The organism is Kushneria phosphatilytica (assembly GCF_008247605.1).
In the GTDB taxonomy this organism is placed as follows: Bacteria; Pseudomonadota; Gammaproteobacteria; order Pseudomonadales; family Halomonadaceae; genus Kushneria; species Kushneria phosphatilytica.
Window position 1 is genome coordinate 3324011 of sequence record NZ_CP043420.1, and the last position, 24039, is coordinate 3348049.

At 61.5% G+C, this 24039-nt stretch carries 20 protein-coding genes; 15 read left to right on the plus strand and 5 right to left on the minus strand.

The annotated features are described in order from the left end of the window. Positions 1 to 123 precede the first annotated feature (123 nt). Both FY550_RS15480 and FY550_RS15485 read left to right on the plus strand, forming a co-directional pair. Positions 124 to 1278: an efflux RND transporter periplasmic adaptor subunit gene (locus tag FY550_RS15480; RefSeq protein ID WP_070979735.1), complete on the plus strand. Its 1155-nt coding sequence runs from the start codon at positions 124 to 126 to the stop codon at positions 1276 to 1278. After that, on the plus strand, positions 1275 to 4385 hold the full coding sequence (locus FY550_RS15485) for an efflux RND transporter permease subunit (RefSeq protein WP_070979737.1): 3111 nt from the start codon (positions 1275 to 1277) through the stop codon (positions 4383 to 4385). The genes FY550_RS15480 and FY550_RS15485 overlap by 4 nt, the downstream gene beginning before the upstream one ends. Positions 4386 to 4407: 22 nt before the next feature. On the opposite strand, the gene FY550_RS15490 is transcribed toward FY550_RS15485, so the two are convergent. Beyond that, positions 4408 to 5403 (minus strand): aldose 1-epimerase, encoded by a 996-nt coding sequence (locus FY550_RS15490; protein WP_070979739.1) that lies wholly within the window; start codon positions 5401 to 5403, stop codon positions 4408 to 4410. A gap of 295 nt (positions 5404 to 5698) precedes the next feature. On the opposite strand from FY550_RS15490, the gene FY550_RS15495 reads away from it, so the two are divergent. The 6 genes from FY550_RS15495 (at position 5699) to FY550_RS15520 (ending at position 13229) form a co-directional block, all read left to right on the plus strand. Continuing rightward, complete coding sequence (locus FY550_RS15495; protein WP_070979741.1) at positions 5699 to 7213, plus strand: FAD-dependent oxidoreductase; 1515 nt, start codon at positions 5699 to 5701, stop codon at positions 7211 to 7213. Between the two features lie 217 nt (positions 7214 to 7430). Further along, a complete protein-coding gene (locus FY550_RS15500) occupies positions 7431 to 8510 on the plus strand; it encodes a glycosyltransferase family A protein (RefSeq protein WP_084388187.1) in 1080 nt (359 codons plus the stop codon). A gap of 297 nt (positions 8511 to 8807) precedes the next feature. Then, complete coding sequence (gene rfbB / locus FY550_RS15505; RefSeq protein ID WP_070979746.1) at positions 8808 to 9887, plus strand: dTDP-glucose 4,6-dehydratase; 1080 nt, start codon at positions 8808 to 8810, stop codon at positions 9885 to 9887. Next, complete coding sequence (rfbA, locus tag FY550_RS15510) at positions 9887 to 10837, plus strand: glucose-1-phosphate thymidylyltransferase RfbA (RefSeq protein ID WP_084388188.1); 951 nt, start codon at positions 9887 to 9889, stop codon at positions 10835 to 10837. Before rfbB ends, rfbA begins: the two co-directional genes overlap by 1 nt. Continuing rightward, on the plus strand, positions 10834 to 11985 hold the full coding sequence (locus FY550_RS15515) for a DegT/DnrJ/EryC1/StrS family aminotransferase (RefSeq protein ID WP_070979748.1): 1152 nt from the start codon (positions 10834 to 10836) through the stop codon (positions 11983 to 11985). The genes rfbA and FY550_RS15515 overlap by 4 nt, the downstream gene beginning before the upstream one ends. Positions 11986 to 12074: 89 nt before the next feature. Further along, entirely contained in the window at positions 12075 to 13229 is a 1155-nt protein-coding gene (locus FY550_RS15520) for a glycosyltransferase family 2 protein (RefSeq protein WP_149054648.1), read from the plus strand. Here FY550_RS15520 and FY550_RS15525 read toward each other — a convergent pair. Continuing rightward, positions 13117 to 13740, minus strand: a complete 624-nt coding sequence (locus tag FY550_RS15525) for an NAD(P)H-dependent oxidoreductase (protein ID WP_070979753.1) — start codon at positions 13738 to 13740, stop codon at positions 13117 to 13119. The two genes, FY550_RS15520 and FY550_RS15525, sit on opposite strands and share 113 nt — an antisense overlap. A gap of 118 nt (positions 13741 to 13858) precedes the next feature. Here FY550_RS15525 and FY550_RS15530 point away from each other — a divergent pair, with 118 nt between their 5' ends. Continuing rightward, a complete protein-coding gene (locus FY550_RS15530; protein WP_070979755.1) occupies positions 13859 to 14752 on the plus strand; it encodes a LysR family transcriptional regulator in 894 nt (297 codons plus the stop codon). A gap of 60 nt (positions 14753 to 14812) precedes the next feature. Continuing rightward, a complete protein-coding gene (locus FY550_RS15535) occupies positions 14813 to 15754 on the plus strand; it encodes a 2-hydroxyacid dehydrogenase (protein ID WP_070979758.1) in 942 nt (313 codons plus the stop codon). A 36-nt stretch (positions 15755 to 15790) separates the two neighbouring features. Here FY550_RS15535 and FY550_RS15540 read toward each other — a convergent pair whose 3' ends face one another. Both FY550_RS15540 and FY550_RS15545 read right to left on the minus strand, forming a co-directional pair. Beyond that, positions 15791 to 17092, minus strand: coding sequence for an SLC13 family permease (locus FY550_RS15540; protein ID WP_149054649.1), 1302 nt, complete (start codon positions 17090 to 17092; stop codon positions 15791 to 15793). A gap of 31 nt (positions 17093 to 17123) precedes the next feature. Beyond that, positions 17124 to 17957: an amidohydrolase family protein gene (locus FY550_RS15545; protein WP_070979763.1), complete on the minus strand. Its 834-nt coding sequence runs from the start codon at positions 17955 to 17957 to the stop codon at positions 17124 to 17126. A 179-nt stretch (positions 17958 to 18136) separates the two neighbouring features. Here FY550_RS15545 and FY550_RS15550 point away from each other — a divergent pair, with 179 nt between their 5' ends. Next, positions 18137 to 18874: a GntR family transcriptional regulator gene (locus FY550_RS15550; RefSeq protein ID WP_149054650.1), complete on the plus strand. Its 738-nt coding sequence runs from the start codon at positions 18137 to 18139 to the stop codon at positions 18872 to 18874. A gap of 21 nt (positions 18875 to 18895) precedes the next feature. Here the strand turns inward: FY550_RS15550 and murI are convergent, their stop codons facing one another. Beyond that, positions 18896 to 19753, minus strand: a complete 858-nt coding sequence (gene murI, locus FY550_RS15555) for a glutamate racemase (protein WP_070979766.1) — start codon at positions 19751 to 19753, stop codon at positions 18896 to 18898. Between the two features lie 131 nt (positions 19754 to 19884). On the opposite strand from murI, the gene FY550_RS15560 reads away from it, so the two are divergent. The 4 genes from FY550_RS15560 to FY550_RS15575 are packed head-to-tail and all read left to right on the plus strand — an operon-like array spanning position 19885 to position 24009. Then, positions 19885 to 20592, plus strand: a complete 708-nt coding sequence (locus FY550_RS15560) for a GntR family transcriptional regulator (RefSeq protein WP_070980412.1) — start codon at positions 19885 to 19887, stop codon at positions 20590 to 20592. Then, positions 20589 to 21626 carry an ADP-ribosylglycohydrolase family protein gene (locus tag FY550_RS15565; RefSeq protein ID WP_070979769.1) on the plus strand — a complete coding sequence of 346 codons (1038 nt, stop codon included), beginning with the start codon at positions 20589 to 20591 and terminating at the stop codon, positions 21624 to 21626. The genes FY550_RS15560 and FY550_RS15565 overlap by 4 nt, the downstream gene beginning before the upstream one ends. Positions 21627 to 21631: 5 nt before the next feature. Further along, complete coding sequence (locus FY550_RS15570; protein ID WP_121172845.1) at positions 21632 to 23083, plus strand: purine-cytosine permease family protein; 1452 nt, start codon at positions 21632 to 21634, stop codon at positions 23081 to 23083. After that, positions 23080 to 24009 (plus strand): PfkB family carbohydrate kinase, encoded by a 930-nt coding sequence (locus tag FY550_RS15575; RefSeq protein WP_070979771.1) that lies wholly within the window; start codon positions 23080 to 23082, stop codon positions 24007 to 24009. Before FY550_RS15570 ends, FY550_RS15575 begins: the two co-directional genes overlap by 4 nt. Positions 24010 to 24039 lie beyond the last annotated feature (30 nt).

A 24039-nucleotide genomic window follows, 5' to 3' on the forward strand; every position in this document is an offset into this window, starting at 1 on the left:
CCGGGCGCTTTCGATCCTCTCGAACCGAACGAGCTTAAACCGGCTTGAACCGGCAAGACTCGCAAAGCCGGGCCAGTCTTGCCATTCTCGATGAAGTTCTCCTGCCCCCATTCAAGAGCCGGTATGACCGACCCTTCCCATGATTTTCGCCAACCCCGTACCTGGCTGGTGGCGCTATTGTTGCTGGGCATGTCAGTAGCACTCGGCTGGTGGTTGCTGCGCCCGCAGGTCTCTCAACAGGCAGCCAGCCCCGCGCCAGCACCGGTTGGTGTAGCCAGTGTCATCGAGCGTGCCATCAGCGATCGCCTTGAAGGCATGGGTAGCATTCAGGCCCGCGATGCCCTGTCACTGGCTTCACTGGTGACCGAACGTGTCGATGAAGTGTTGTTCGAAAGCGGGGATCGGGTCAGCAAGGGCGAGCTGCTGATAGCCCTGGATGATCGCACCGAGCACTTCGAGCTGCGTGCTGCGCGCGTGGCGCTGGAAGAAGCCGAACGGGAATATGACCGCATCGAACCCCTGGTGCGTCGCGGCTCGGTCGCCTCTCAGCGACTCGATGAGCTGCGTACCCGCCGTGAAACGGCACGTGTTGATGTAGCACGGCTGGAACAGGCGCTTGATGATCGCGCCATCCGTGCGCCAGTGGATGGCGTGATGGGACTGCGGGACGTGTCGCCGGGTCAGCTGGTGACCCCCGGCGAGCAGCTGGCAACACTGGATCGCATCGACCGGGTCCATGCCGATGTCCCCCTGCCGGAAAAGACACTTTCAAGACTGGCCACCGGGATGTCGGTCACCGCCACCTCGGTCGCCTGGCCGGACACGACCTTTACCGGCCACATCAGTGCCATCCGCACCCGCCTTGAAGCCGGCACGCGCAGCCTCATGGCACGCGCCCGTTTCGACAATGCCGAAGGTCGGCTACGTCCGGGCATGTTACTGCATATCGCCATCGAAACGCCCGCCGAACGCCAACTGATTGTCCCGGAGAGTGCTCTGGTGGGAGAAAATCTGCAGACGTCGCTCTACCGGCTGGCAGCGGCTGACGATGACGGCATACGCGTTGAGCGGCTGCCGGTCACGGTACGCCAGCGTCGTCCCGGCTGGGCTGCCGTGTCGGCCGAGAATGGCGGCATACTCAAGCCGGGTGATCGGATCGTGGTCAGCGGCCAGCGCCAGCTCGGCGATGGCCGGCGTGTCACGCTGGATGAGGATGCCGGCAGTGATACCGCTGCGCTGTTCGAGGCCGGTGATGAGCCGATCGGGGCGCATCCATGAAACTGGCCGATCTGGCTGTCCAGCGTCCGGTCGCCACGGCCGTGGCCTCCACGCTGCTGGTCCTGTTCGGTGTACTTGCGTTTCTGGAACTGCCGATTCGCGAATATCCTGCCATCGAGGAGCCCGAGGTCACCGTCGAGGTCGGCTACCCGGGCGCCTCGGCCGCGGTCGTGGAGTCGCGCATTACCCAGCGGGTGGAAGATGCCGTCTCCGGCATCGAGGGACTCAGGACCATCGAGTCCGAAAGCGAGGATGGCGAGGCCGATATTTCACTGATCTTTACCAGTGATACCGACCTCGACACCGCCGCCAACGATGTCCGCGACCGGGTCGGTCGAATCGTTGATAACCTGCCTGACCAGGCCGATCCCCCCGAGATCAGCAAGGATCAGGGGGGCAGCGACACCCTGATGGTGCTGGCCCTGCAAGCGGAGTCGATGAGCGCCATGGCGCTGTCGGACTACGCCGATCGCTACCTGCTCGACCGCTTTTCGACTATCAGTGGCGTTTCCCGGGTACGCCTGTGGGGAGCGCAGCTGCCCACCATGCGCATCGAACTCGATCGTCAGGCGATGGCCGCGCGTGATGTGACTGTCGAGGATGTCGCCGATGCCCTGGCCCGTGAGAACGTGGAGTATCCGGGCGGACGCATCGAATCTGCCACCCGCGAGTTCAGCGTCCGCCTGCTGCCGGGTTACGAGCGCAGCCGTGATTTCGAGTCGCTGGTCGTTCACCGTGGCGAGGCCACCGATACGGTTACGCTGAACGATATTGCCCGGGTGCGCCTCGGGCCGGATACCCTGCGCGAAGCCTTCGAGGATGATGGCAACCCCATTGTCGCGATCGCCATCAGTCGCCAGAGCACGGCCAATACACTGGCCATCGCCGAGGGCGTTTATCGGGTTCTCGACGAGCTGAAAGACGATCTGCCGGAAGGCCTGTCGATCGACGTGCGCAATGACGATACCCGCTACATTGCTGCCGCCCTGCATGAGGTCAGCGTGACCCTCGCAATCGCGGTACTGATGGTGGTGGGCGTTATCATCGCGTTTCTCGGCTCCTGGCGGGCGGCGCTGGTCGCGGCCGTGGCGATCCCGGTCTCGCTGCTGGCCAGCGGCATCGTGCTGTTGTGGCTCGGTTTCAGCCTCAACCTGCTGACCCTGCTGGCGCTGGTGCTGGCGGTCGGCCTGGTGGTAGATGATGCCATCGTCATGGTGGAAAACATTCAGCGCCACCTGGAGGCGGGTGACACCCCGCTGGTCGCCGCCTGGCGAGGCGCCCGGCAGGTTGCCTTCGCCATTCTCGCCACCAGTCTGGTGCTCAGTGCCGTCTTTCTGCCGATCACCCTGATGAGCGGACAAACCGGCCGACTGTTTACCGAATTTGCCGTCACCATTGTGGCCACCATCGCCTTCTCCACTTTTGTCTCGCTGACCCTCACCCCCATGCTGGCTTCCTGCCTGCTGCGTTTGCTCCCCGAGCGCTCGAACCGTCGTCAGCCCGTCATCGATCGGCTGCTGGCCGCGCTGGAAAGGCGCTACGCGGGGATGCTGCAACGCTTGCGCAGTCGGCCGCTGCTGGCCGGCGCCGGCTTCATGGCCATCACCCTGACCGCGGTGGCCCTGACCCTGAGCCTGCCGGGTGAGTATGAGCCCTATGAGGACCGCGGCAGCCTGCGCCTTTACGCCCGCGCCGAAGAGGGGACCAATTTCGAGGAGATGGTCAGACGCATGCACGCCATGGGTGAGGCCATGGGCCCGGCCCTGCCCGATTCGGCCATCAGCAACGTGCTGATGCGTGTCCCTACACCCGGTAACAGTGAAGGCGCCGTCAACGTCGGCCGCTGGATCGTCAGTTTTGCGCCCTGGCATGAACGCAGGCTCACCACCCGTGAAGTGGCTGGCAAGCTGCGCCAACAGCTGAGCGACTTTGCACCGCTACAGATTTCGACCTGGCTGCCGGAAGGGCTCTCTTCCAGTCACGGCGCCCCGGTCCAGTTCGTACTCGGTGGCCCCTCCTATGAAACACTCAAGCGCTGGCAGGAAATCCTGATGCCACTATGGGAGCGTTATCCCGGGCTGGAGGAGCTACAGAGCGATTATGTCGAGAGCACTCCACAGCTCGAAGTGCGGTTTGATCGCGCCCGCGCCGCCCAGCTGGGAGTGAATGCCGAAACCGTCGGCGAGGCGCTGGAGACCTTCTTCGGCGGTCGAACCCTGACCACCTTCGAACGCGATGGCCAGTCCTATGATGTATTGCTGCAGGGCCAGCGCAACGATCGCCTCACCCCCGAGGCAATCGGCGAGCTGCGGGTGCGCACGGCCAGCGGCGAACTGGTGCGGCTGGATAACCTGGTCAATATCCGCGAAGTCGCTGTTTCACGCACGCTCAACCGCTATAACCGATTGCGAGCGATCACCTTCTCTGCCAATACCACCGATGGCTACGCGCTCTCCGAAGTGCTCGAGCACATGCGCGGGACCGTTGAGCAGGCACTGCCGGACAACGCTCGGGTGGACTACAAGGGCGCCTCACAGGATCTGATCGAGGCTGGCCGGGATCTGGCGCTGGTATTTACCATCGCCCTGCTGGTGACCTGGCTGGTACTCGCCGCGCAGTTCGAGAGTCTGCTCAGCCCGCTGGTGGTGATGCTGACCGTACCGCTCGGCCTGATCGGTGCCAGCACCGGGCTGGTGGTGTTCGGCCAGAGTCTGAGTCTTTATGCCCAGATCGGACTGCTGATCCTGATCGGGTTGGCGGCCAAGAACGGCATCCTCATCGTCGAGTTTGCCAATCAGCTGCGCGATCACGGTCACGCCCTGAGCGACGCCGTGATCGAGGCCTCGCGAGCGCGACTGCGCCCCATCCTGATGACCTCGGTCTCGACCATGGCCGGCGCCCTGCCCCTGCTGCTGGCCACCGGCCCGGGGGCCAACAGCCGGCTGGGACTGGGCGTGACGCTGTTCTTTGGCTGCGCCAGCGCCGGCCTGCTGACGCTGATCATCGTACCGCTGGCCTATCAGTGGCTGACCGGCCGCCAGCGCAGTCCCGGCCATCGTGCCCGCCAGCTCAGGCAGGAGCTGGATGAGCGACACCGGGAGGAATGAGCGGGCACGCTCCGCATCGCGTTCAGCCGCCCAGGTGCAATGACTCCGGCAGTGCCTCCAGCGTCACTCGGGCACCGAAGGCGCGTCGCTGGCCGGGCTGGATAATCCGCTGTTCGGCAAGCTCCGGGCGATTGAAGGCATCAGGGATGAATTCGGTGGGCTCCATGGCCACTGCCTGACGCCGTCGATTATCAAGCGTATCGCCGGTGAAGACGTGTACCGCGCCGTAAGGTTGAGCAAGTACCAGCGCCAGCGCACTGTGCGGGACTTCCAGCCGGGTACGGCAGAAACCGTCATCGTCGCGTTCCAGCTCGCTAAAACACCGATCCAGCGTCTGCCCTGCCAGCGTCAGGGTACGACTCTCAAGTCCGGTTTCACCAGCCTCGCCGCTCAATGGAATCAGCCCTTCATCGGTCACTACGCGACGCGTTGCGGGCAGCACCACCCGGGCATCGTCGACGGCGCCACCGGGCGGAATGAAATAGGGGTGCCAACCGCAACCGAAAGGCGCCTCACGGTCACCGATATTCTCGGTGACCAGCGACCACTCCAACCCCTTTTCATCCAGGGTGAAGGTACAGTTCAGACGCAGCGCAAAGGGATAGCCGGGCAAGGTGGTCTCGCCCACCCGAGTGGTCAGCATGATGTGTGCCGAGTGCTCATCAGCATGCTGCTCGGAGAGTTCCCAGTCCATGCCGCGCACTACGCCGTGCATGGCATGCCCCTCACCCGCCACGATGGGCAACTGGTGTTCATGGCCATCAAAACCATAGCGCCCCTGAGCGATACGATTGGAGAAGGGCGCCATGATCGCACTGCGGGCGCCACTGCCCTCGGCCAGCTCGGTCGCACTGCGAGCACCATCGATGACCGGCAGGGGCTGCCCTTCCGGGCTGATCAGCACCAGGTCGAGCAGGGTCGCGCCCCGCTCGGCCAGCCGCAGACGCAAGCCGTGCTCATCGTGCACCTCGATAACCGGCCAGTCCCAGCAAGTCGTGCGATGAATCGTGAATGCCATCGTCGTGCGCTCCTCGAATTGCCTGAGTATCCGCAGAGCGTAGCCGAACGTCCCCATGACTCGCGATAGCCGTAAGCATTGATCCTGCCGGGACGGAGGGTGGCAGCACCGGCTGACAGCGGGGATCGGCCAGAGCAGGCAATGCTCGATAAGGGCCACACGGCACAATTAATACAAGCGAACCTTAATGAAATGTTCACTTCTGCAAAGTAACCGCTTAAGCCCCGACCAAGAATGACTCCGTTGGCCTGCCTGCTCGCTCACCCGACCGATAACTACATCACGAGGACCCGTCATGCCTGATTACATGCGCCGCTGGTTTCCACAAGCCGGCTTGCTGTCCCCCGCCGGTCTGGAGTTTCATTCCATTGCCGGTGCCAGCTTTCGACCTGCCAATGATGATCCGCTGTCCCCGACATCGTCTGCTACGGCCCCTGCCGGCCAGCGCATTCACACTGCTATCATCATTGGCGGCGGCCCCGCTGGTACCGCACTGCTGATCGCTGCTTCCAAACAGAAAAAACTGTGCGAACTGGCCCGCGCGGGGCTGGTCATGGTAGAGCGCGAGGCCGCCATTGGCGGCGGTCGGCTGGGCCAGTATGCCATTACCTCCGATACCACCGCCGCTACCTTCCTGAGCGCCGTGAAGGACAACCCCTATCCCGAACTGGCAGCGCTGATCGATCATCCCACCGCCCGGCAAATCGCCCATCATGATGACACGATGGGGGTCCCCCTCGCTCAGGTCGGCCCCTTCCTGCGGGAGTGTGGTCAGCGGCTCCATCGCATCGTGGAAGACCATGGGGGCGACGTGCTGACCGGGCATGAAGCCATTGACGCTCGACAGCGCAGTGACGGGCTCTGGTGCGTCCGGCTGCGCCGCGTGGCAGATGGCAGCGAACGAACCCTGCTGAGCCGAAGCGTGGTCATTGCTACCGGAGGTCATCAGCCTCTGGAGCGGCTGACACATGAACGCTTTGCCGGCGATCAGCTAATGGCACGTGCCGGCAACAGGCTGATGCAATCCGATGAAGTTATCGAACTGGGCGGCGTCGAACGCGTGCGTGAGCGCCTCAGGGATTGTCGATCGCCTCGTATTGCCGTGCTGGGCGGCTCTACCAGTGCCATGAGCGCAGCCAATCTGCTGCTTCGCGCCACACCCGCCCTGCCGCTGGCCGACAACGGCATCACCCTGCTGCATCGTCGTCCACTGCGTCCCTTTTATCCCTCCGTGGAAGCTGCCCATGCCGACGGTTTTACCGACTTCACCCACAGCGATATCTGCCCGGTAAGCGGCTTCGTTTATCGTCTGGGCGGGCTACGACTGGAATCGCGTGAGCTGTTACTGCGCATGATGGGCATCAACGGACGACAGCCCGATTCGCGGCTGCACCTTTATAAAATGAACAATGCTCATGACCCCGGAGCATTGGACATACTGGACCAGGCCGATCTCATCATTACTGCCTTCGGCTACCGGCCACACGCACTTCCCCTGTTCTGCCCTCTGGGCAGCGCCATTGAACTGGCCGCGCAGGGGCCCGGCAGGCCAGCCATGGTCAACCGCCAGTGTCAGGTACTGGACAGCACCGGCCAGTCGATTCACAACCTTTTCGGCATCGGCCTGGCAGCCGGCTTTGTCCCCAGTGGCGCCCTGGGCGGTGAACCCAGCTTCTCCGGTCAGGCCAATGGCCTCTGGCTCTGGCAGAACGACGTGGGCATGATCATCGTCGATAGCCTGATGCGCCTGAGCACCAGTCACCTTGAGAGTAATCCCCTGTCCCACCAGCATGCCATTGAAGCAAGCTGATCCTTCTGTCCTCGTCCGTCATGGATCGACAGCGCCCCATGCTGTCGATCCATTTTTTTACCTTGCCTGTTTATGCATTGATTTAATCAAGGAACCCATGCCTTTTTAAACCTGAGTTAACATGCTGAAAAAGAGCTTACAAAAATGACCATACCAGCACAGCCAATTACTGGAATAAGTCAATAATAGCCGCTAAATCACAATATAGGTGGCTGAAATGAGTACACCTTCAGAAGAACAGAAGCCATGGTTGACTGTCGGCATTGCGGCTTACAATAGTGCCCCTTATATTCGACGAACGATCAATTCGGTTATTCAACAAACGGATAATGGAGTCAGGGTCATCATTGTTAATGATGGCTCCCGGGATGATACGCTTGCGCGCATCAACGATCTTGTTGACAGCTATAATACAGGTGATCGACAGCGTATTACGGTGATCGATCAGACCAATGCAGGTGTCGCTGCCGTACGCAATATTGCGATTACAAAAGCCGACACACCTTATATCACTTTCCTGGATGGTGATGATTACTGGCTGGATCACTACTATGACAGTGTTTTGTCACTGATCGGCGATCCTGATCAGGCCGACTTTGATCTGCTGGAATACAATGTCCTGGAAGACAGGCGCCTGCTCGAACCGGAGCAGCGCGAAGGCAGGTTTGTCAGGTTCAACCCGCTGGGTAATTACCGGGGCCCCCTGAGACCGGAACAGCTCGAAAAAATCATGGTGGCATCGAAATGGTACGTTTGGACACGTATCTATCGCAGTACGCTGTTCGACGATCTGAAGTTCCCGGTGGATCTGCACTACGAAGACATGATGCTGGTGCCCCAGCTCTATCTGCGTGCCCGTACCATCATTACGACCGAAGACCCCCTGATTGCCTACAGGATCAACCTGGGGGGGCAGGTCTGCAATCCGGCGCAGCGCGATATTGATGATGTGGCCAGAATCATCGGCATTCATCTGGACATTGCTCGCCAGCAGCGTGGTCATGCGCGAGACATGATGATCCTGCTGGCCTGCCAGAGCGCGCTGTACTACAAGATAATGACCAATATCCGACAGGGGTATATCGGCTCTCTTGGGCCGATCAGACACCTGCTATCCACCATTCGCCCCATGCTTTCCGACAGTAATGTGCACCTTCCCACCAAAACAAGGCTGCTGTTCATTTCACCGCTGGCCTCCAACCTTTATACCTGGCTCAAGACACGCCCGCAGGCTGCAAGGAATGTTATGGCGACCCCAACTTTCAGGAAATTCCTGGGGCGACAACAACACACCTGACATTCAATGCCTTCATCAAAATTTGTCATTACTGCCGCCTGACCGCCAACCGATCAGGCGGTTTTTATTGTTGAATAATGATGCAAAATAAAAGCCTGAATAAAAGTATTACCTTCTTTTAAGCCTTTTCCAAAAGAGTCTTGAGACCCAAGTGATACGAGATTTAAAAAAATACATACTTTATAACAGAGTTCCTTGATTTCTCTTTATTGCAATCACTGCGGCACAATAGAACACATTTTTCTTCGCTAGATTTGCCCTCGACAACACCTCAAAAACATTGTGAGGGCACGCCTCGTGAAAACGATTATTGTGACAGGGGGTGCGGGGTTTATTGGCTCCGCATTGGTACGGCATCTTATCCTTGATACAGCCAATCGTGTTATCAATGTCGATAAGCTGACTTATGCCGGAAACCTTGCATCACTGCGTGAAATCGCGGGCAACGACCGTCATCATTTCGAGCAGCGGGACATTCGTGACCTGACAGCCATGACGGCCATTTTCAATCGTTATCGACCTGATGCTGTCATGCATCTGGCTGCCGAATCGCATGTCGATCGCTCTATCGACAACTCTGCCGAATTCATGACAACCAATATCATGGGGACCCATACCCTGCTTGAAGCGGCACGTCATTATTGGCGACATCTACCCAGCGAGCGACGTGCCGGTTTCCGCTTTCATCACATCTCTACCGATGAAGTCTATGGCGACCTGGGGGAAACAGGCAGTGGTTTCGAGGAAACGACGCCTTATGCACCCAGCTCACCCTATGCCGCCAGCAAGGCCGGTTCCGATCATCTTGTCAGGGCCTGGCATCGTACCTATGGCCTGCCCGTGGTGCTGACCAATTGCTCCAACAATTACGGGCCATACCATTTCCCTGAAAAACTGATTCCACTGACCATTCTCAATGCCCTCGAAGGCAAACCGTTACCGGTTTACGGCCAGGGCCAGCAGGTGCGTGACTGGCTGTTCGTCGAGGATCACGCCCGCGCTCTGCTACAGGTCGTGGAAAAAGGGCGGGTAGGAGAGACCTACAACATCGGTGGCAATAACGAAAAGAAAAACATCGAAGTCGTACACAGTATTTGCGACATCCTGGAAGACATTGCCCCGACAAGACCGGCTGGTGTCACTCATTTCCGGGATCTGATTACCCATGTCAACGACCGTCCTGGTCACGACGTCCGGTACGCCATCAATGCCCGCAAGATTCGACGGGAACTTGGCTGGACTCCACGAGAAACCTTCGAAAGCGGACTGCTGAAGACGGTGCAGTGGTACATCGCCAACGGCCAGTGGTGTCAAGCGGCGCAAAGCGGCAAATACAACCGTGAGCGGCTGGGCCTCATAATAGAGGAGCATTCATGATGAAAGGGATCATTCTCGCAGGCGGCAGCGGTACGCGCCTCTACCCGCTGACACTGGCCACTTCCAAGCAGCTGCTGGCCGTTCATGACAAGCCGATGATCTACTATCCGCTGTCGGTGCTGATGCTGGCCGGCATCCGCGACATCCTGATCATCACCACCGAGCGTGATCAGGGCAATTTCCGTCATCTGCTGGGGGATGGCGAGCGCTTCGGCGTCAATCTGAGCTATGCCGTGCAACCCAGTCCGGATGGTCTGGCCCAGGCGTTCATCATTGGCAAGCGCTTTATCGGCAACGACAGTGTCTGCCTGATTCTTGGTGACAACATCTTCTACGGTCAGGGTCTGCGTCCCAAACTGATGCGGGCTGCCGGACGAGATCACGGCGCCACCATTTTCGGCTATCAGGTCCGGGATCCCGAGCGCTTCGGTGTCGTCGAATTCGATCGCCATCAGCGTGCCATTTCCATCGAAGAGAAACCGACGAATCCGAAGTCCAATTATGCCGTCACCGGGCTTTACTTCTACGACAACGATGTTATCGGGATTGCCGAAACCGTCCGCCCATCGCACCGTGGTGAGCTGGAAATTACCAGCGTCAATCAGGCTTATCTGGAACGCGGCGACCTGAACGTGGAACAACTTGGGCGCGGCTATACATGGCTGGATACCGGCACCCATGAGTCGTTGCTGGAAGCCTCGATGTTCGTGGAAACGCTGGAGAAGAATCAGGGCTACAAGATCGCCTGTCTGGAAGAGATCGCCTGGCGCAACCGATGGATTGGCGACGAGCAGCTGTTTCATCTGGGCGATGCCCTGAAGAAGAACAACTACGGACGATATCTGCTGGATATCTTCGACAGCCGCGCCACCGAGATGGAGGCCATGGAAGACTACCTGCCAATGATGCAGCCGGTCGTTCTCAACCAGGCCATGGGGGGTTCCCTATGATTCCCGTTACCCGTCCTTTCATGCCGCCGGAGAGCAGCTATCTCGAACGCATCGGCAGCATCTATCGTGCCGGGCACTGGACCAACAATGGCCCCCAGGTGCAGGAGTTCGAGCAGCGCATCACGACACTGACCGGCGTTCGGCACTTCCATTACATTGCCAATGGCACCATCGCCCTGCAGCTCGCCCTGAAGGCGCTTCCACGGCAGGGTGAAGTAATCACCACGCCCTTCTCTTTCGTGGCCACGCTCAGCAGTATTGTCTGGGAAGGCTTTACACCGGTCTTTGTCGATATCGACCCGGATACCCTGAACATCGATGCCGATCGTATCGAGGCAGCCGTGACCGAGCGGACCGTGGCCATTCTGGCTACTCATGTCTATGGCAACCCGTGCGATGTCCACGCCATCAAAGCCATCGCCGATCGCTACGACCTGAAGGTCATCTATGATGCGGCGCACTGCTTTGGCACCCTTTATCAGGGGCGCAGCATCTTCCAGCATGGCGATATCAGCATTACCAGCTTCCATGCCACCAAGCTCTTTCACACCATCGAGGGGGGCGGCATCTTCACCAATGATGCCGAGTTGTCCGCGATCATGCGCTCTACTCGAGAGTTTGGCCAGGTGGGCCAGGCCGGCTACATGCTGACAGGCATCAATGGCAAGAATTCCGAAGTCCATGCCGCCATGGGACTGACCATCCTGCCCTGGCTCGACGACATCCTGGAACGTCGCGCTGATATCGCCAGAGCCTACGATCAGCGTCTCGCCGGCAGTGGTCTGCAGCGTCCTGCGGTCATCCCCGGGACGCGCAGCAATCATGCCTACTACCCGGTGCTGTTCACCAGCGAGCAGGCCCTGCTGGACGCCGTCACGCGGCTGGCAGAGATCGATGTCACGCCCAGGCGCTACTTTGCTCCGAGCCTGAACACCCTGCCGTGGGTACCCCACGCCCCCATGCCGGTCGCCGAAGATGTGGCCACCCGAGTGCTCTGCCTGCCCAGTTATCACGATCTGGAAACAGAGAGCATCGAGCGCATCACCGATGCCATTCTCGAGAGCCTGCCGCACAGTGACCGCCACCCCCCGGCGGCCATACCGGCCCTGTGCAGACCAGGATTGGCCAGACAGACCATGCGTCTCTAGACGATTACCGCTGCTGCCCGCACAGCCCGGGCAGCGGCGCACGTCATCAGAGGCACCACTCATGATCTCCAACACCGAGTGCTCACACAATGGACACCATCGGCAGAGAACACGATGCATGGCTGACCGTCGGTATTGCCGCCTATAACAACGCCGCTCACATCCGGGCTGCCATCGATTCGGTGGTGCGCCAGACCGATCAGCGGGTCAATATCATCGTGGTCAACGACGGCTCACGGGATGACACGCTGAAGCGCATCCAGTCACTGGTGGCCGGTTATCCATCCGCCACCCGAGCGCGCGTTCTTGTCATCGATCAGCCCAACGCTGGCGTCGCGACGGTACGCAATCTCACCATCGACCGCACCACCACGCCCTTTCTCACCTTTCTGGATGGTGACGATTACTGGCTCAGGGATTACTACACCCGTCTGGAAGCTCTCATCGGCGATGTCAGTGCACTGATTGCCGGAGAAGTGGATCTCATCGAATACAATGCCATCGCCGACCCTGGAGGGCTGACCGCAAGAGAAGGCTGGACCGGGGATCGACTGCTGCCCTTCAATGCGCTGGGCGATTATCGGGGGCCGCTCACGCCGGAACAGCTCGAACAGTTATTCATTACGTCTGAATGGTATGTCTGGACGCGCATCTATCGCCTCTCGCTGTTCGACTCCCTGCGCTTTCCGGAGACACTGCATTTCGAAGACATGATGCTGACACCCCTGCTCTATTTGCGGGCCCGACAGGTCATCGCGACCCGCGAGGCGCTGATCGCCTATCGCATCAACCCACACGGACAGGCACGCAACACCCGGTTGCGCGACCTGGAGGACGTAGGACGCATTATCGAGCAACACGCTGAACTGGCACATCAGAGCCAGGGGGAAGAGCGCCGGCTGATGGCCCTGCTGGCCTGTCAGGACGCGCTCTATTACAAGACGGTCGCCAACCGGATCGACGGCTATTTCGCATCACTACCGAGAATACGCCAGGTCATCAAATCTCTGAGGCCGCTCAAGGCACGCCATCAACTGGCACTGCCCTCGAACACGCGACTGCTGATGCTCTCCCCGCTGCTCTCCAATCTCTACAGCTGGCTCAAATGGCTGCAGCTTGAGTGTCGCCGCGCTATTCGGCCAGCGCCGAGCGGGTCGTTTGTGCAGTGGTATCGGCCCGGCCGAAGAGCTCATGCAGATGGTGGCGGTAACGCTCGATCTGATCATCGACCGCCGGGGCCTTGATGACATCGGTGGCAAGAAAGGTCGGCAACGCTTCGAGGCCGAGAAACTGCTGGGACTTATGGAACGGGAAGTAGACCGCATCCACCCCTCGGCCCTCGAAGAAGTTGCCGGGCTCATCAAACGCTTCCTGTGGCGCATTCCAGGTCAGCGACAGCATATAGCGTCGCCCATGCAGCAGCCCACCACTGCCATACTGGCGGCTCGGATCGTGACGGCTGCGCCCGTCGCTGGCATAAAGCGTGCCATGACCGGTGGTCAGCACCTCATCGAGATAGCGCTTGAGGCTCCAGGGCGCGCCCATCCACCAGCCCGGCATCTGATAGACGATGACATCCGCCTCAACGAATTTGGCCACCTCGGCCTCGGGTTCATAGCCCTCGTCCACGGTGGTGGTCATGACCTCGTGGCCCAGAGTGGTCAGCGTCTCGTGCGCTGTTTCATGCAGGGTAGTGTTGAGCCGGCCGCCGGAATGGGCAAACGGGCGCTGGCCGTTGATCAAAAGAATCTTCAAGACGATGCTCCTGTCGCAATCGATGCGGCTTCAGGCCGCGAAGACGACGCAGCATAATCGGCCATTTGTTGCCGAAAAATGCGGTAAACTGCAAAAAACCCTTGATCAATGATCAACAATGCGCAGCACGCTCGAAGAACATCAGGCCTTCATTGCCGTGGTCGATGCGGGCTCGATTACCGCCGCCGCCGAACAGCTGGGACAGACCACGTCAGGGGTCAGCCGAGCCCTCAACCGACTGGAGCGCAAGCTCGCCACCACCCTGCTGCGGCGTACCACACGCCGGCTGGAACTGACCGAAGAGGGGCGCGAATTCCTTGAGCATGCCCGCGCCATTCTCGCCGCCGTGGAAGCCGCTGAAGAGGCCATGGCACTGCATCATCAGCAGCCGGTCGGACGGCTGCGGGTCAATGCCGCCCCCACCTTCATGCAGCATGTGATGGTGCCGCTGATCGGCGAATTCCGAGCGCGCTATCCGGGTATTACGCTGGAACTCGATACCCACGACCGCTTCATCGATCTGCTTGAGCAGCGCACTGATGTCGCCATCCGCATTGGCGAGCTCAACGACTCCAGCCTGCATGCCCGCCCTCTGGGTCGCAGCCGCCTGCAGCTGCTGGCCGCACCGGGCTATCTGGCCCGCCATGGCACCCCACAGGGGCTCGCTGATCTGAGCCGGCATACCCTGCTGGGCTTCAACCAGCTCACCCATCTCAATCGCTGGCCGCTGACGGATGACTTTGGCGGTGATCTCACCATCTCTCCCGACCTGGCCGCTTCCAGCGCGACCACCCTGCGCAGCCTCGCACTGGCCGAACAGGGCATCGTCTGTCTGGGCGACTACACCACCGTCGCGGATCGCCACGATGGGCGCCTGGTGCCGGTACTTGAGGCGCTGACCCAGCCCCGCTTTCAGGCCATCAACGCCGTCTACTATCGCAATACCGCGCTGGCCCAGCGCATTACCCTGCTGCTGGATTTTTTGGGGGAACGCCTGAGCACGCTGCTGTAACGGTCCAACGACACCACGAAAGCTGCCAGAATACCGGAGCCCTGTTTTCGGAGAACCACCATGCCGCTCGATCTTCTGGTCGTGACCCGCCTCTCCCGCCACCACCAGCAACAGCTGCATCAGGCGGGGTTTCGTGTCCACATGGGCGAACGCCCCGAGCAACGCCGCGAGGCAGTGGCCGAGTATGGCGACTCGATCCGCGCCGTACTCACCATCGGCACCATAGGCTTCACCGCTGAAGAGATGGATGAGCTGCCCCGGCTTGGCCTGATCTGCGCGCAGGGAGTCGGTTTCGAGGGCGTCGATGTCGAGGCGGCCCACCAGCGCGGCATCGCCGTGACACACGGCCCCGGCACCAACGCTGAAACCGTGGCCGACCACACCCTGGGGCTGATGCTGGCCTGTCTGCGCCGTATCCCACAAAGTGATGCCGCAGTACGACGCGGCGAATGGCAGACCGCCCGGCGCAGTCACCCTGATCTGCATGGCAGGACCCTGGGGCTGCTGGGGATGGGCAATATCGCCCGAGCGATCGCCAGACGGGCCCATTACGGCTTTGACATGCCGGTGATCTACTACAGCCGTTCGCCGAAACCGGAGCTGGCGTATCATCATGAGAGCGATGCACTGCGCGTCGCCGAGCAGGCGGATGTGCTGGTTGCCGCCCTGCCCGGAGGCCCTGACACACGTCATCTGGTCGATGCCACGATGCTTGCGGCACTGGGCACGAAAGGCGTGCTGATCAACATCGGTCGTGGCAGCGTGGTCGACACCGAAGCTCTTGTCGCCGCCATCCGTGAACAGCGCATCGCTTCGGCCGGACTGGATGTGATCGATGGCGAGCCGGAAGTGCCCGAGGCAGTGCTCGCCGAAGAATCCATCATCCTGACCCCGCACACCGCCGGGCTTTCTCCGAGTGCACTCGATGCCACCATCGAGCTGGTCATTCGCAATCTTCAGGCGTTCGAGGCCGGTGAGACACTGATGACCCCGGTCAGGTGACCGGGGTCAGGCAGATCGACGGCGGGCGGGCCTGGCTCAGAACAGAAAGCTCAAGCCGAGGTTGAACAGCAGGGCCACCCCGAAGCCCAGTGGCGCCGCGCGAAACAGCAGTTTGGGGAAGAGTTCGGCACGTTTTTCATCCGTCGGGCAGGCGCCCAGGATCAGACTGCCACCGGACGAGAATGGGGAGATGGCCGTGGCCTGAGCCCCCACCACGATGCTGATGAACAGGATCATCGGGTCGATCGAGAGCGAGTGGGCAATCGGCAGCACAATCGGGAAGAGCGCCGGCGTCACCACCCCGAGCGTGCTGGCAAAGAGTGACATCAGCGCCGCCACCACCCCGAAGGCCACGGGTACCAGTACCGGCGGAATGCTGCTGCCGATCCAGGAGGCCAGCAGATCGATCGTGCCCGCCTTGATGGCAATCGCGATCAGCATGCCGACACCGCAGATCATGATCAGCGTCCCCCAGGGCACCGCCGCAATCGCCTTGCGCTCGTCGCCGAGTTTCAGCAGCAGCGCGATGACCGAAAAGATGCTGGCTACCAGGCCGATGTTGATCCGCGCATTGACGTAACCGACCACCGCACTCTCCGGCATGATCAGATGGGCGATCGGCGGCAGCAGCACCACAGCCATCATGATCAAAGTCAGGGTCAGCGTGATGCGCTGTTCACGGTTCAGCGGGCTCGGTGCTTCGACGTGCTGCATGGCATCGGCCATGGCGCGCTTGTTGTTGGACAGAAAGACGAACCCGGAAACGACAATCAGCGGAATGATGGCCGTCGCGACAAAGATGCCGATGGCATTGACGAAGGCTTCACTCTCCGGCACGCCCGAGCCGGTCATCAGGCTGCGAAAGATGATACCGCTCTGACTCGAGACGAAATTGGCCCCGGCCAGCGCGCCATAGTTGACCGCCATCCCGCCGGCAATCAGGCTCAGGCCGGTACGCGCACACAGCATCAGGGTAATCGGCGCCATGAACGCCAGCACCGTGTAATACCCCGCCCCGAGGGCCGCAATCAGGGTCGATGCCCCCAGGATGGCGTAGGGCAGAAAGTGGGGCACCCGCCGACAGCGATACATCATCTGCTCGGCCAGCTTCTCCAGCGTCCCGTTGACGATGGCAAAGCTGTAAAAGAGGCAGACCGAGAAGATGATGAAGAAAATCTTCAGCGGCCAGAGATGAATCACCTCGGCCGGCGTCATGCCCATCACGAAACTGCCGATCAGGTAGGCCAGCGCAATGGCAAACAGACCGATATTGATGCGGGTAAGGTATCCCAGCGCGATGGCGAGCACGATCGCACCGACAACGAGCAGACTGAGCATGAGGCTCTCCGGATGAGTCGGGGTAACGGGGTTAGCGAACGCCGTCGAGACCGAACAGACGAGCCGGGTTGTTCACCAGCACCTGTTGTCGATCATCGGCATCGGGGAGCAGTCGCTGCAGCAGGGCAAACTGCTCGTCGTAATCGGTGTGCGTCTCGAAGCGGGTGTGCGGCCAGTCACTGCCCCAGACAAACCGGTCCAGGCCACCGCGTACCTGGCGCATTGTCTCCAGCGAGGCCTGGGCGCCCGCCTCCGACAGCGCACTGCGATAGGCCGCCGACAGCTTGACCCACAATCGCCCTTCGGCCAGCCCGTCGAGCAGCGCTCGGTGCTCGGGCACGGTGGCATCAAGCGGCCCTTTCGGCAGTCCGAAATGATCAATCACCACGCTCACGCCTGACGCCTGAATGGTGGGCAGAATGGCACCGAGATCCTCGGCACCACGCTGAATCTCGAGTGACCAGCGCCGCTCGACCAGGCGTGCGAACAGCCGCTGCCAGCGGGCACTGCCATAGTCATCCAGCGTGCGACCGATCAGATTCAGGCGAATGCTGACCACACCGGCCTGCTGCAATTCATCAAGGCCCGCCTCGTCGATCTCCGGCTCGACCACAGCCGTACCACGCAGGCGTTCGCCGTATTGGCGCAGTGCGGCGAGCATGTAACCATTGTCGGTACCCAGAAAGCTGGGCTGGACCAGCATGCCATGAGACAGCCCGTGGCGGTCGAGATGCGCGAGATACTGCGCGACCGGGGCCTCATAATCGGGGCTGTAGCGTCGCTCCGGTACCATCGGCAGATCCGGTGAAAAGATATGTGCATGAGCATCGACGCCACGGACAATGCGCGGGTGCGGTGATGGCATGAAAAACCCGTCCTGTTCGGTCACCGGGAAAAGCAGGCGCAGTGGACCACCGCTTTCATCCAGTCATATATATGAATATATGACCCTAAGGCGGTCCCGTGGTCAGGTCAATTGAGCCGAGGTACGACATTGGTCGCATCAAACGCCCAGAGCGTCTTCGTTAACAGACAGGTAGTGGCATGAATCAATGGAAGCAGGGCTCGGATGCACGTCTGCCGCTTTACCAACGGCTGCGGGAAGAGATCATGGATCGGATCGCCAGCGGCGAATGGCCCCCCGATAAGCCCATTCCCACCGAAGCGGCGCTGACCCAGCGCTATGACGTGGCTGTCGGCACGGTTAGAAAGGCCATCGACACCCTGGTCCACGATGGGCTGCTCGAACGCAGTCAGGGGCGCGGCACCTTCATCCGCCGCCCCGATTTCGATGCCTCTCTGTTTCGCTTCTTTCGCCAGGTCGATGCTGCCGGCCACGCCCGCGTGCCGGATAGCCGCATTCTTGCACGCACCCTGGAGCAGCCCGCCGAGCCGATCGCCAGGGCGCTGGCGCTGCCTGTGGAGGAACAGACCCTGAAGCTCGACCGGCTGCGCACCCTTGAAGATGGCAGCGTGCTGAAGGAAGAGATCTGGTTACCGGCGACCCGCTTTGCCCCGCTCAAGGAGATCGAGCTCGAACGCTTCGGCACGCTGCTCTACCCCTTTTACGAGTCGCAGTGTGGTCAGCGGGTGGGCTCAGCCCGGGAAACCCTGACGGTCGAGACTGCCGATCAGGAGACGGCGCAGGCGCTGGGGATCGCGACCGGTGATCCGGTGGTAGTCATCGAACGCGTGGCGCTTGGCTATGATCGCACGCCGCTGGAGTATCGACGCTCACGCGGGCCGGCCGCTACCTTCCGCTATCAGGTCGAGATCTCGTGAAGCTCCCGGCAATCGCGGCCCTCAATCCGTCAGCGGGTCGATCAGGGTAAAGCCCCGGCGGCGCAGCAAGGGCGTGAGTGCCGCGTTATCGGAGCGTTTCGCCGTCAATTGAAAACGATGCACTGGCCTGACCGGCTCAGACGATGAGTCGATATCCAGCAGCATCGCCAGCCGTCGAGCCACCGGCTCGGCGGTATCCACCAGCTGCACCGGGCCCAGTTGACCGCGAATGGCCTCGGCCAGCAGCGGATAATGCGTACACCCCAGCACCACCGTATCCAGCCCGGCCGCCCGCGCCTGTTGCAGCGGCGCAAGTTCGGCAGCCAAAAGGGCAGTATCCGGCGCCACGCCGCGCATGGCCGCCTCGGCAACACCGGCCAGGTGGCGCGCACCCACACGAATTACCCGACAGTGCGCTGCAAAACGCGCAATCAGCGTATCGACATAAGGGCCCTGTGTTGTGCCGGGCGTGGCCAGCAGGCCGATCACCCCGCTGCGGGTCAATTGCGCTGCGGTGCGAATGGCCGGCACCACCCCGATCACCGGGCACGCCACCCGCTCACGCAGCGCGTCCAGCACCACCGTACTGGCGGTATTGCAGGCAATCACGATGGCCCGGAGCGACTGCGCCGCCTGCACCTGCGCCACCAGTGAGAGCATCCGCACGATCAGAGCGTCACGCGATAACTCGCCATAAGGGAACCAGGCGTTATCCGCGACATACAAAAGCGGCAGTGCCGGGCAACGCCGCTGAATGGCCTCGGCAATGGTCAGCCCACCCACACCGGAATCGATCATCAGTACCGTTGATGCCTGCCCCACCTCACCGCTTGCCATCTCCGCATTGGCCCTGTGCTGATTCACAAAAATTCGGGGCATTATCGCTCATCGGCATGCCAGCGACATGACCAAGCTCAATGTCGCATCATGGATCGCTGACTGCTTCGACCAAGGGCTGATCGACGAATGTCCAGGTGCCGGAAACAGGCTGGCACTGTACAAGTATGTACATGAACAAACATGTACGATTTGGCAAAAAGCAGCGTGTCGTCGATGAGCTGGGACGTCGTATTCGCAGCGGTGAGTGGTCTTCAGGCCGCCAGCTGCCCGGCGAGCATCAGTTGGCGACAGAATTCAATGTCAGCCGCGGTACGCTGCGTCAGGCGCTGCTGGAGCTTCAGCGCCAGCAGTACATCGCGACCCAGAGCGGCGTGGGCTCCTTCGTCACCTTCGATGGTATCGCCCTGGATCAACAGCAGGGCTGGGCCCGAGCACTGGCCCGTTCCGGGGTCCGCATCGTCACCGAACTATTGAGCATTGAATGCGTGCATGACGATGCACTGGCCGATCGCGTCCACTGCAACCGCTTCGTGGAAATCGTGCGCCGCCGGCGTCTGGCCGAGGGCGAAATCGTCTCGCTGGAACGCTCTCTGATACCGGCGCGCGGCCAACTGTCCAACCTGCCGGAGCACGGTCTTCTCAACGACTCCATCACCGACACCCTGGCAGCCCATGAGCTGATAGCCGCTCGCGGCGAGCAGTGGTTGAGCATTGCCGCACTCGATGAACAGCAGGCCCAACAGCTCAACAGAGCGACCGGGACCCTGTTCATGCAATCGACGCGTCTGACCCTCGATGCCGATGATCGCTTTGTCGAACACGTGACCAGCCTGCTCGATCCCGCCCACTTTCACTTCCATCTGGCCTTTGACTCATGACCGACTCCCTTGCTGACTCTGATCTGCGTCGCCGGGCGCTGGGGGCCTTTTACGGCCTGGCCCTGGGCGATGCGCTGGGCATGCCGACCCAGTCCTTCAGTCGCGCCGACATCATCAGCCGCTTTGGCTCGATCGATACGCTCCATGACGGGCCGGCGGATCAACCGATTGCGCCCGGCATGCCTGCCGGCTCGATCACCGACGATACCGAGCAGGCTGTACTGGTGGCAGAACTGCTGATCAACGGCAAGGGCCACATCGAACCCGTGGCCTTCGCCCGAGCACTGACCGACTGGGAAGCCGACATGAAGGCCCGGGGGTCACAGGATCTGCTCGGCCCCTCCACCAACCGGGCGCTGGCCATGATTGCCGAAGGTATCAGCCCCGAGCAGAGCGGCCGGTTCGGCACCACCAACGGTGCTGCCATGCGTATTACGCCAGTCGCCATCGCCACTCCGGCAACGCCCCGCGAAACGCTGCTCGAGGCGGTCATCGAGGCCAGCCGCGTGACACACAACACCTCATTGGGGATTGCCAGCGCCGCCGCCGTCGCCGGCGCCATTTCGGCAGGACTGGAAGGCGCGCCACTGGATCAGGCATTGCGTGTCGGGCACGAAATGGCTGTCCTGGGCGAGCAGCAGGGCCACTGGAGTGCCGGGGGGCTGATCTCGGCACGCATCGAGTGGGCACGCCAGCTGGTTCGGGGCCGCGATCAGGCAACGGGCATCGCCCTCATTCATGATCTGATCGGCACCTCGGTCGCGGCTCAGGAGTCGGTGGTCGCCACCTTCGCCCTCGCCGAACTCGCCGGCGAGGAGCCGCGCTCGGCACTCACGCTGGCCGCCGGGATTGGCGGAGACACCGACACCATCGCCGCCATGCTGGGCGCCATACTCGGCGCCTGTCATGGTCCCGAGGGCCTGCCTGCTGCGCTGGTAGAACAGGTCGCTCGTGTCAGCCACTTCGCGCCGGAACCTCTCGTCGACCAGCTGCTGATGCTGCGTCAACACCATGCTCCGACCCACTCAGGGTGAACGCCATGACCTCCAGCGAAGCCTCCTCGAAAGCAGGACAACTGGAAACACGCGGCATCGAGCCAGCACCGGAAGCGGAGTGTCATGGGCATCCGCTACAGCTGTTCTGGGTCTGGTTTGCCGCCAATATCAGTATTCTCGGCCTGCCGTTGGGGGCCACGCTGGTCGTCTATCAGCAGCTGGCGATCTGGCAGGCGTTCATTGTTGCCGTGATCGGTGCCGGGGGCTCCTTTGCTGTCGTGGGGCTGATCTCGATTGCCGGCCGCCGAGGGCGAGCTCCCAGTCTGACGCTATCACGCGCAGTTTTCGGGGTCCGGGGCAACATCGGGCCAACGCTGGTGTCGCTGATGTCTCGACTGGGCTGGGAAACGGTCAACACCACAACGGCGGCTTACGCCCTGCTCTCACTCTCCACGATCCTGTTCGGTACAGCGCCCACCGCGGGCGAAGTACCACTGCTGACGCTGATTTTCATTGCCCTTTTCGTGACCTGCACCCTGCTGGTCTCGGGCCTGGGGCATGCGACGCTGCTGGTCATCCAGAAATGGGCAACATGGGGATTCGGCGCACTGAACATCGTGGTCGCCCTGTTTCTGATGGCGACCATCGACTGGCAGGCCGTCGCTGATACGCCGGCCGCACCGCTGAGCGCCGTCCTGATCGGTATCGGCACCATTGCCGCCGGCACCGGCATCGGCTGGGCCAACGCCGGTGCCGACATGTCACGCTATCAGCACGGTCAGGTGAAAGGCTGGAAACTGGTCCTTTCCGCCGCCGCTGGTGCAGGCATTCCATTGACGCTGCTGATCACGCTGGGCGGGCTGATTTCCGCCGGTGACGATCATCTGGCCTCGGCCAACGATCCCATTGCAGCGATCCGGGAGATGCTGCCCGACTGGATGGCCGTGCCCTATCTGCTGGCGGCCTTCGGCGGACTGCTGCTCTCCAACAACCTGTCGGTCTACTCGGCCGGGCTGACCACGCTTACCCTGGGGCTGCGCATCAAGCGGGTCTATGCCGTGGTCGTGGATATCGTGGCCATCTTTGCCGGCTCCATCTACTTCATGCTGATCGCGGGCAATTTCTACGGCCCGTTCATCTCATTCATCAGCCTGCTGGCCGTGCCTATCACCGCCTGGGTCGGCGTGTTCCTGGTGGATCTGATCCATCGTCACCACTACTCCGGCCCGGATCTGCTCGATGTCACCCCCTCGAGTGCCTACTGGTATCGCGGCGGTATCGAATGGCGCGCCTTTGCCAGCTGGGCACTGGCGATCGTGATCGGCTTCTGCTTCACCAGTATCGGCGTTGGCGATCATGTCTGGTTTACCGGGGTACTGGCCGACAGCTGGCTGGGTCGCAACGGCCTGGGCTGGATCGCCACCTTCGTGGTCGCCGCCGGCAGCTATGGCCTGCTGGGCAGCGCTCGCCATACCACCTACCAGGAGGCCCGATGAACCAGGCTCGTCTGATCCATACCGGCCAGGTCATCATCGACCTGGTAATGCCGATCGATCGGCTGCCTGCCCCGGGCGGAGACACCGTAGCCCGGGGGGCTACCTTCGAGGTCGGCGGCGGGTTCAATGTCATGGCCGCCGCCGCTCGGGACGGCATGACAGTCGTCCATGCAGGCGGCCATGGCCGTGGGCGTTTCGGCGACATGGCCCGTGAGGCCATGCGCCGGGAAGGTATCGAATGGCTGGCCCAGATGGATGAAACACTCGATACCGGCTTTTGTGTCGCGCTGGTGGATCAGGCGGCCGAGCGCACATTCATCACCCATACCGGTGCGGAAATCGGCCACCTGGATGTGCTGTATCGGCTCACCCCCGAGCCCGGCGATCATGTGCTTGTCAGCGGCTATACGCTGTTTCATGAGACGACAGGCAGGGCCCTGACCGAGTGGCTGGGCACACTGCCCGATCAGGTGCCGGTTATATTCGATCCCGGCCCGATGATCGGTGAACTCTGCCCCGAACGGCTGGAAAAGGTCATGCAGCGCACCACGATTCTCAGCTGCAACGCCGACGAAGCACGCGCCCTGACCGATACCGATTCACTCAAGGCCGCCACAAGGGCGCTGCCTGCCCGGACCGGTGCGCCGTTGATCGTGGTGCGTGATGGTCCCCGGGGGTGTCATCTGCTGATGGATGGGCACCACCAGCATATCGCCGCCTTCGCCACCCGCGCCGTGGATACCAATGGCGCCGGCGATGCGCATACCGGCGTGCTGGTGGCCGCGCTGAGCCGAGGCCTCACGCCCGAACAGGCAGCACAACGTGCCAATGCGGCGGCGGCCCTGGCCGTTAGCCTTCATGGCCCGGCCACTTCGCCTTCGGGGTCCGAGATCGACGCCTTGCTGGCCCATCCTCCTTCCTCCTGAGCTCATACGTTCGGGCTTCGAGCTCGACCC

Bases quoted from the DNA above. Each gene is read 5' to 3' on its own strand.
- FY550_RS15480 (WP_070979735.1), top strand. From the start codon at position 124: ATGACCGACCCTTCCCATGATTTTCGCCAACCCCGTACCTGGCTGGTG.
- FY550_RS15485 (WP_070979737.1), top strand. From the start codon at position 1,275: ATGAAACTGGCCGATCTGGCTGTCCAGCGTCCGGTCGCCACGGCCGTG.
- FY550_RS15490 (WP_070979739.1), bottom strand. From the start codon at position 5,403: ATGGCATTCACGATTCATCGCACGACTTGCTGGGACTGGCCGGTTATC.
- FY550_RS15495 (WP_070979741.1), top strand. From the start codon at position 5,699: ATGCCTGATTACATGCGCCGCTGGTTTCCACAAGCCGGCTTGCTGTCC.
- FY550_RS15500 (WP_084388187.1), top strand. From the start codon at position 7,431: ATGAGTACACCTTCAGAAGAACAGAAGCCATGGTTGACTGTCGGCATT.
- rfbA (WP_084388188.1), top strand. From the start codon at position 9,887: ATGAAAGGGATCATTCTCGCAGGCGGCAGCGGTACGCGCCTCTACCCG.
- FY550_RS15515 (WP_070979748.1), top strand. From the start codon at position 10,834: ATGATTCCCGTTACCCGTCCTTTCATGCCGCCGGAGAGCAGCTATCTC.
- FY550_RS15520 (WP_149054648.1), top strand. From the start codon at position 12,075: ATGGACACCATCGGCAGAGAACACGATGCATGGCTGACCGTCGGTATT.
- FY550_RS15530 (WP_070979755.1), top strand. From the start codon at position 13,859: ATGCGCAGCACGCTCGAAGAACATCAGGCCTTCATTGCCGTGGTCGAT.
- FY550_RS15535 (WP_070979758.1), top strand. From the start codon at position 14,813: ATGCCGCTCGATCTTCTGGTCGTGACCCGCCTCTCCCGCCACCACCAG.
- FY550_RS15540 (WP_149054649.1), bottom strand. From the start codon at position 17,092: ATGCTCAGTCTGCTCGTTGTCGGTGCGATCGTGCTCGCCATCGCGCTG.
- FY550_RS15545 (WP_070979763.1), bottom strand. From the start codon at position 17,957: ATGCCATCACCGCACCCGCGCATTGTCCGTGGCGTCGATGCTCATGCA.
- FY550_RS15550 (WP_149054650.1), top strand. From the start codon at position 18,137: ATGAATCAATGGAAGCAGGGCTCGGATGCACGTCTGCCGCTTTACCAA.
- murI (WP_070979766.1), bottom strand. From the start codon at position 19,753: ATGCCCCGAATTTTTGTGAATCAGCACAGGGCCAATGCGGAGATGGCA.
- FY550_RS15560 (WP_070980412.1), top strand. From the start codon at position 19,885: ATGAACAAACATGTACGATTTGGCAAAAAGCAGCGTGTCGTCGATGAG.
- FY550_RS15565 (WP_070979769.1), top strand. From the start codon at position 20,589: ATGACCGACTCCCTTGCTGACTCTGATCTGCGTCGCCGGGCGCTGGGG.
- FY550_RS15570 (WP_121172845.1), top strand. From the start codon at position 21,632: ATGACCTCCAGCGAAGCCTCCTCGAAAGCAGGACAACTGGAAACACGC.
- FY550_RS15575 (WP_070979771.1), top strand. From the start codon at position 23,080: ATGAACCAGGCTCGTCTGATCCATACCGGCCAGGTCATCATCGACCTG.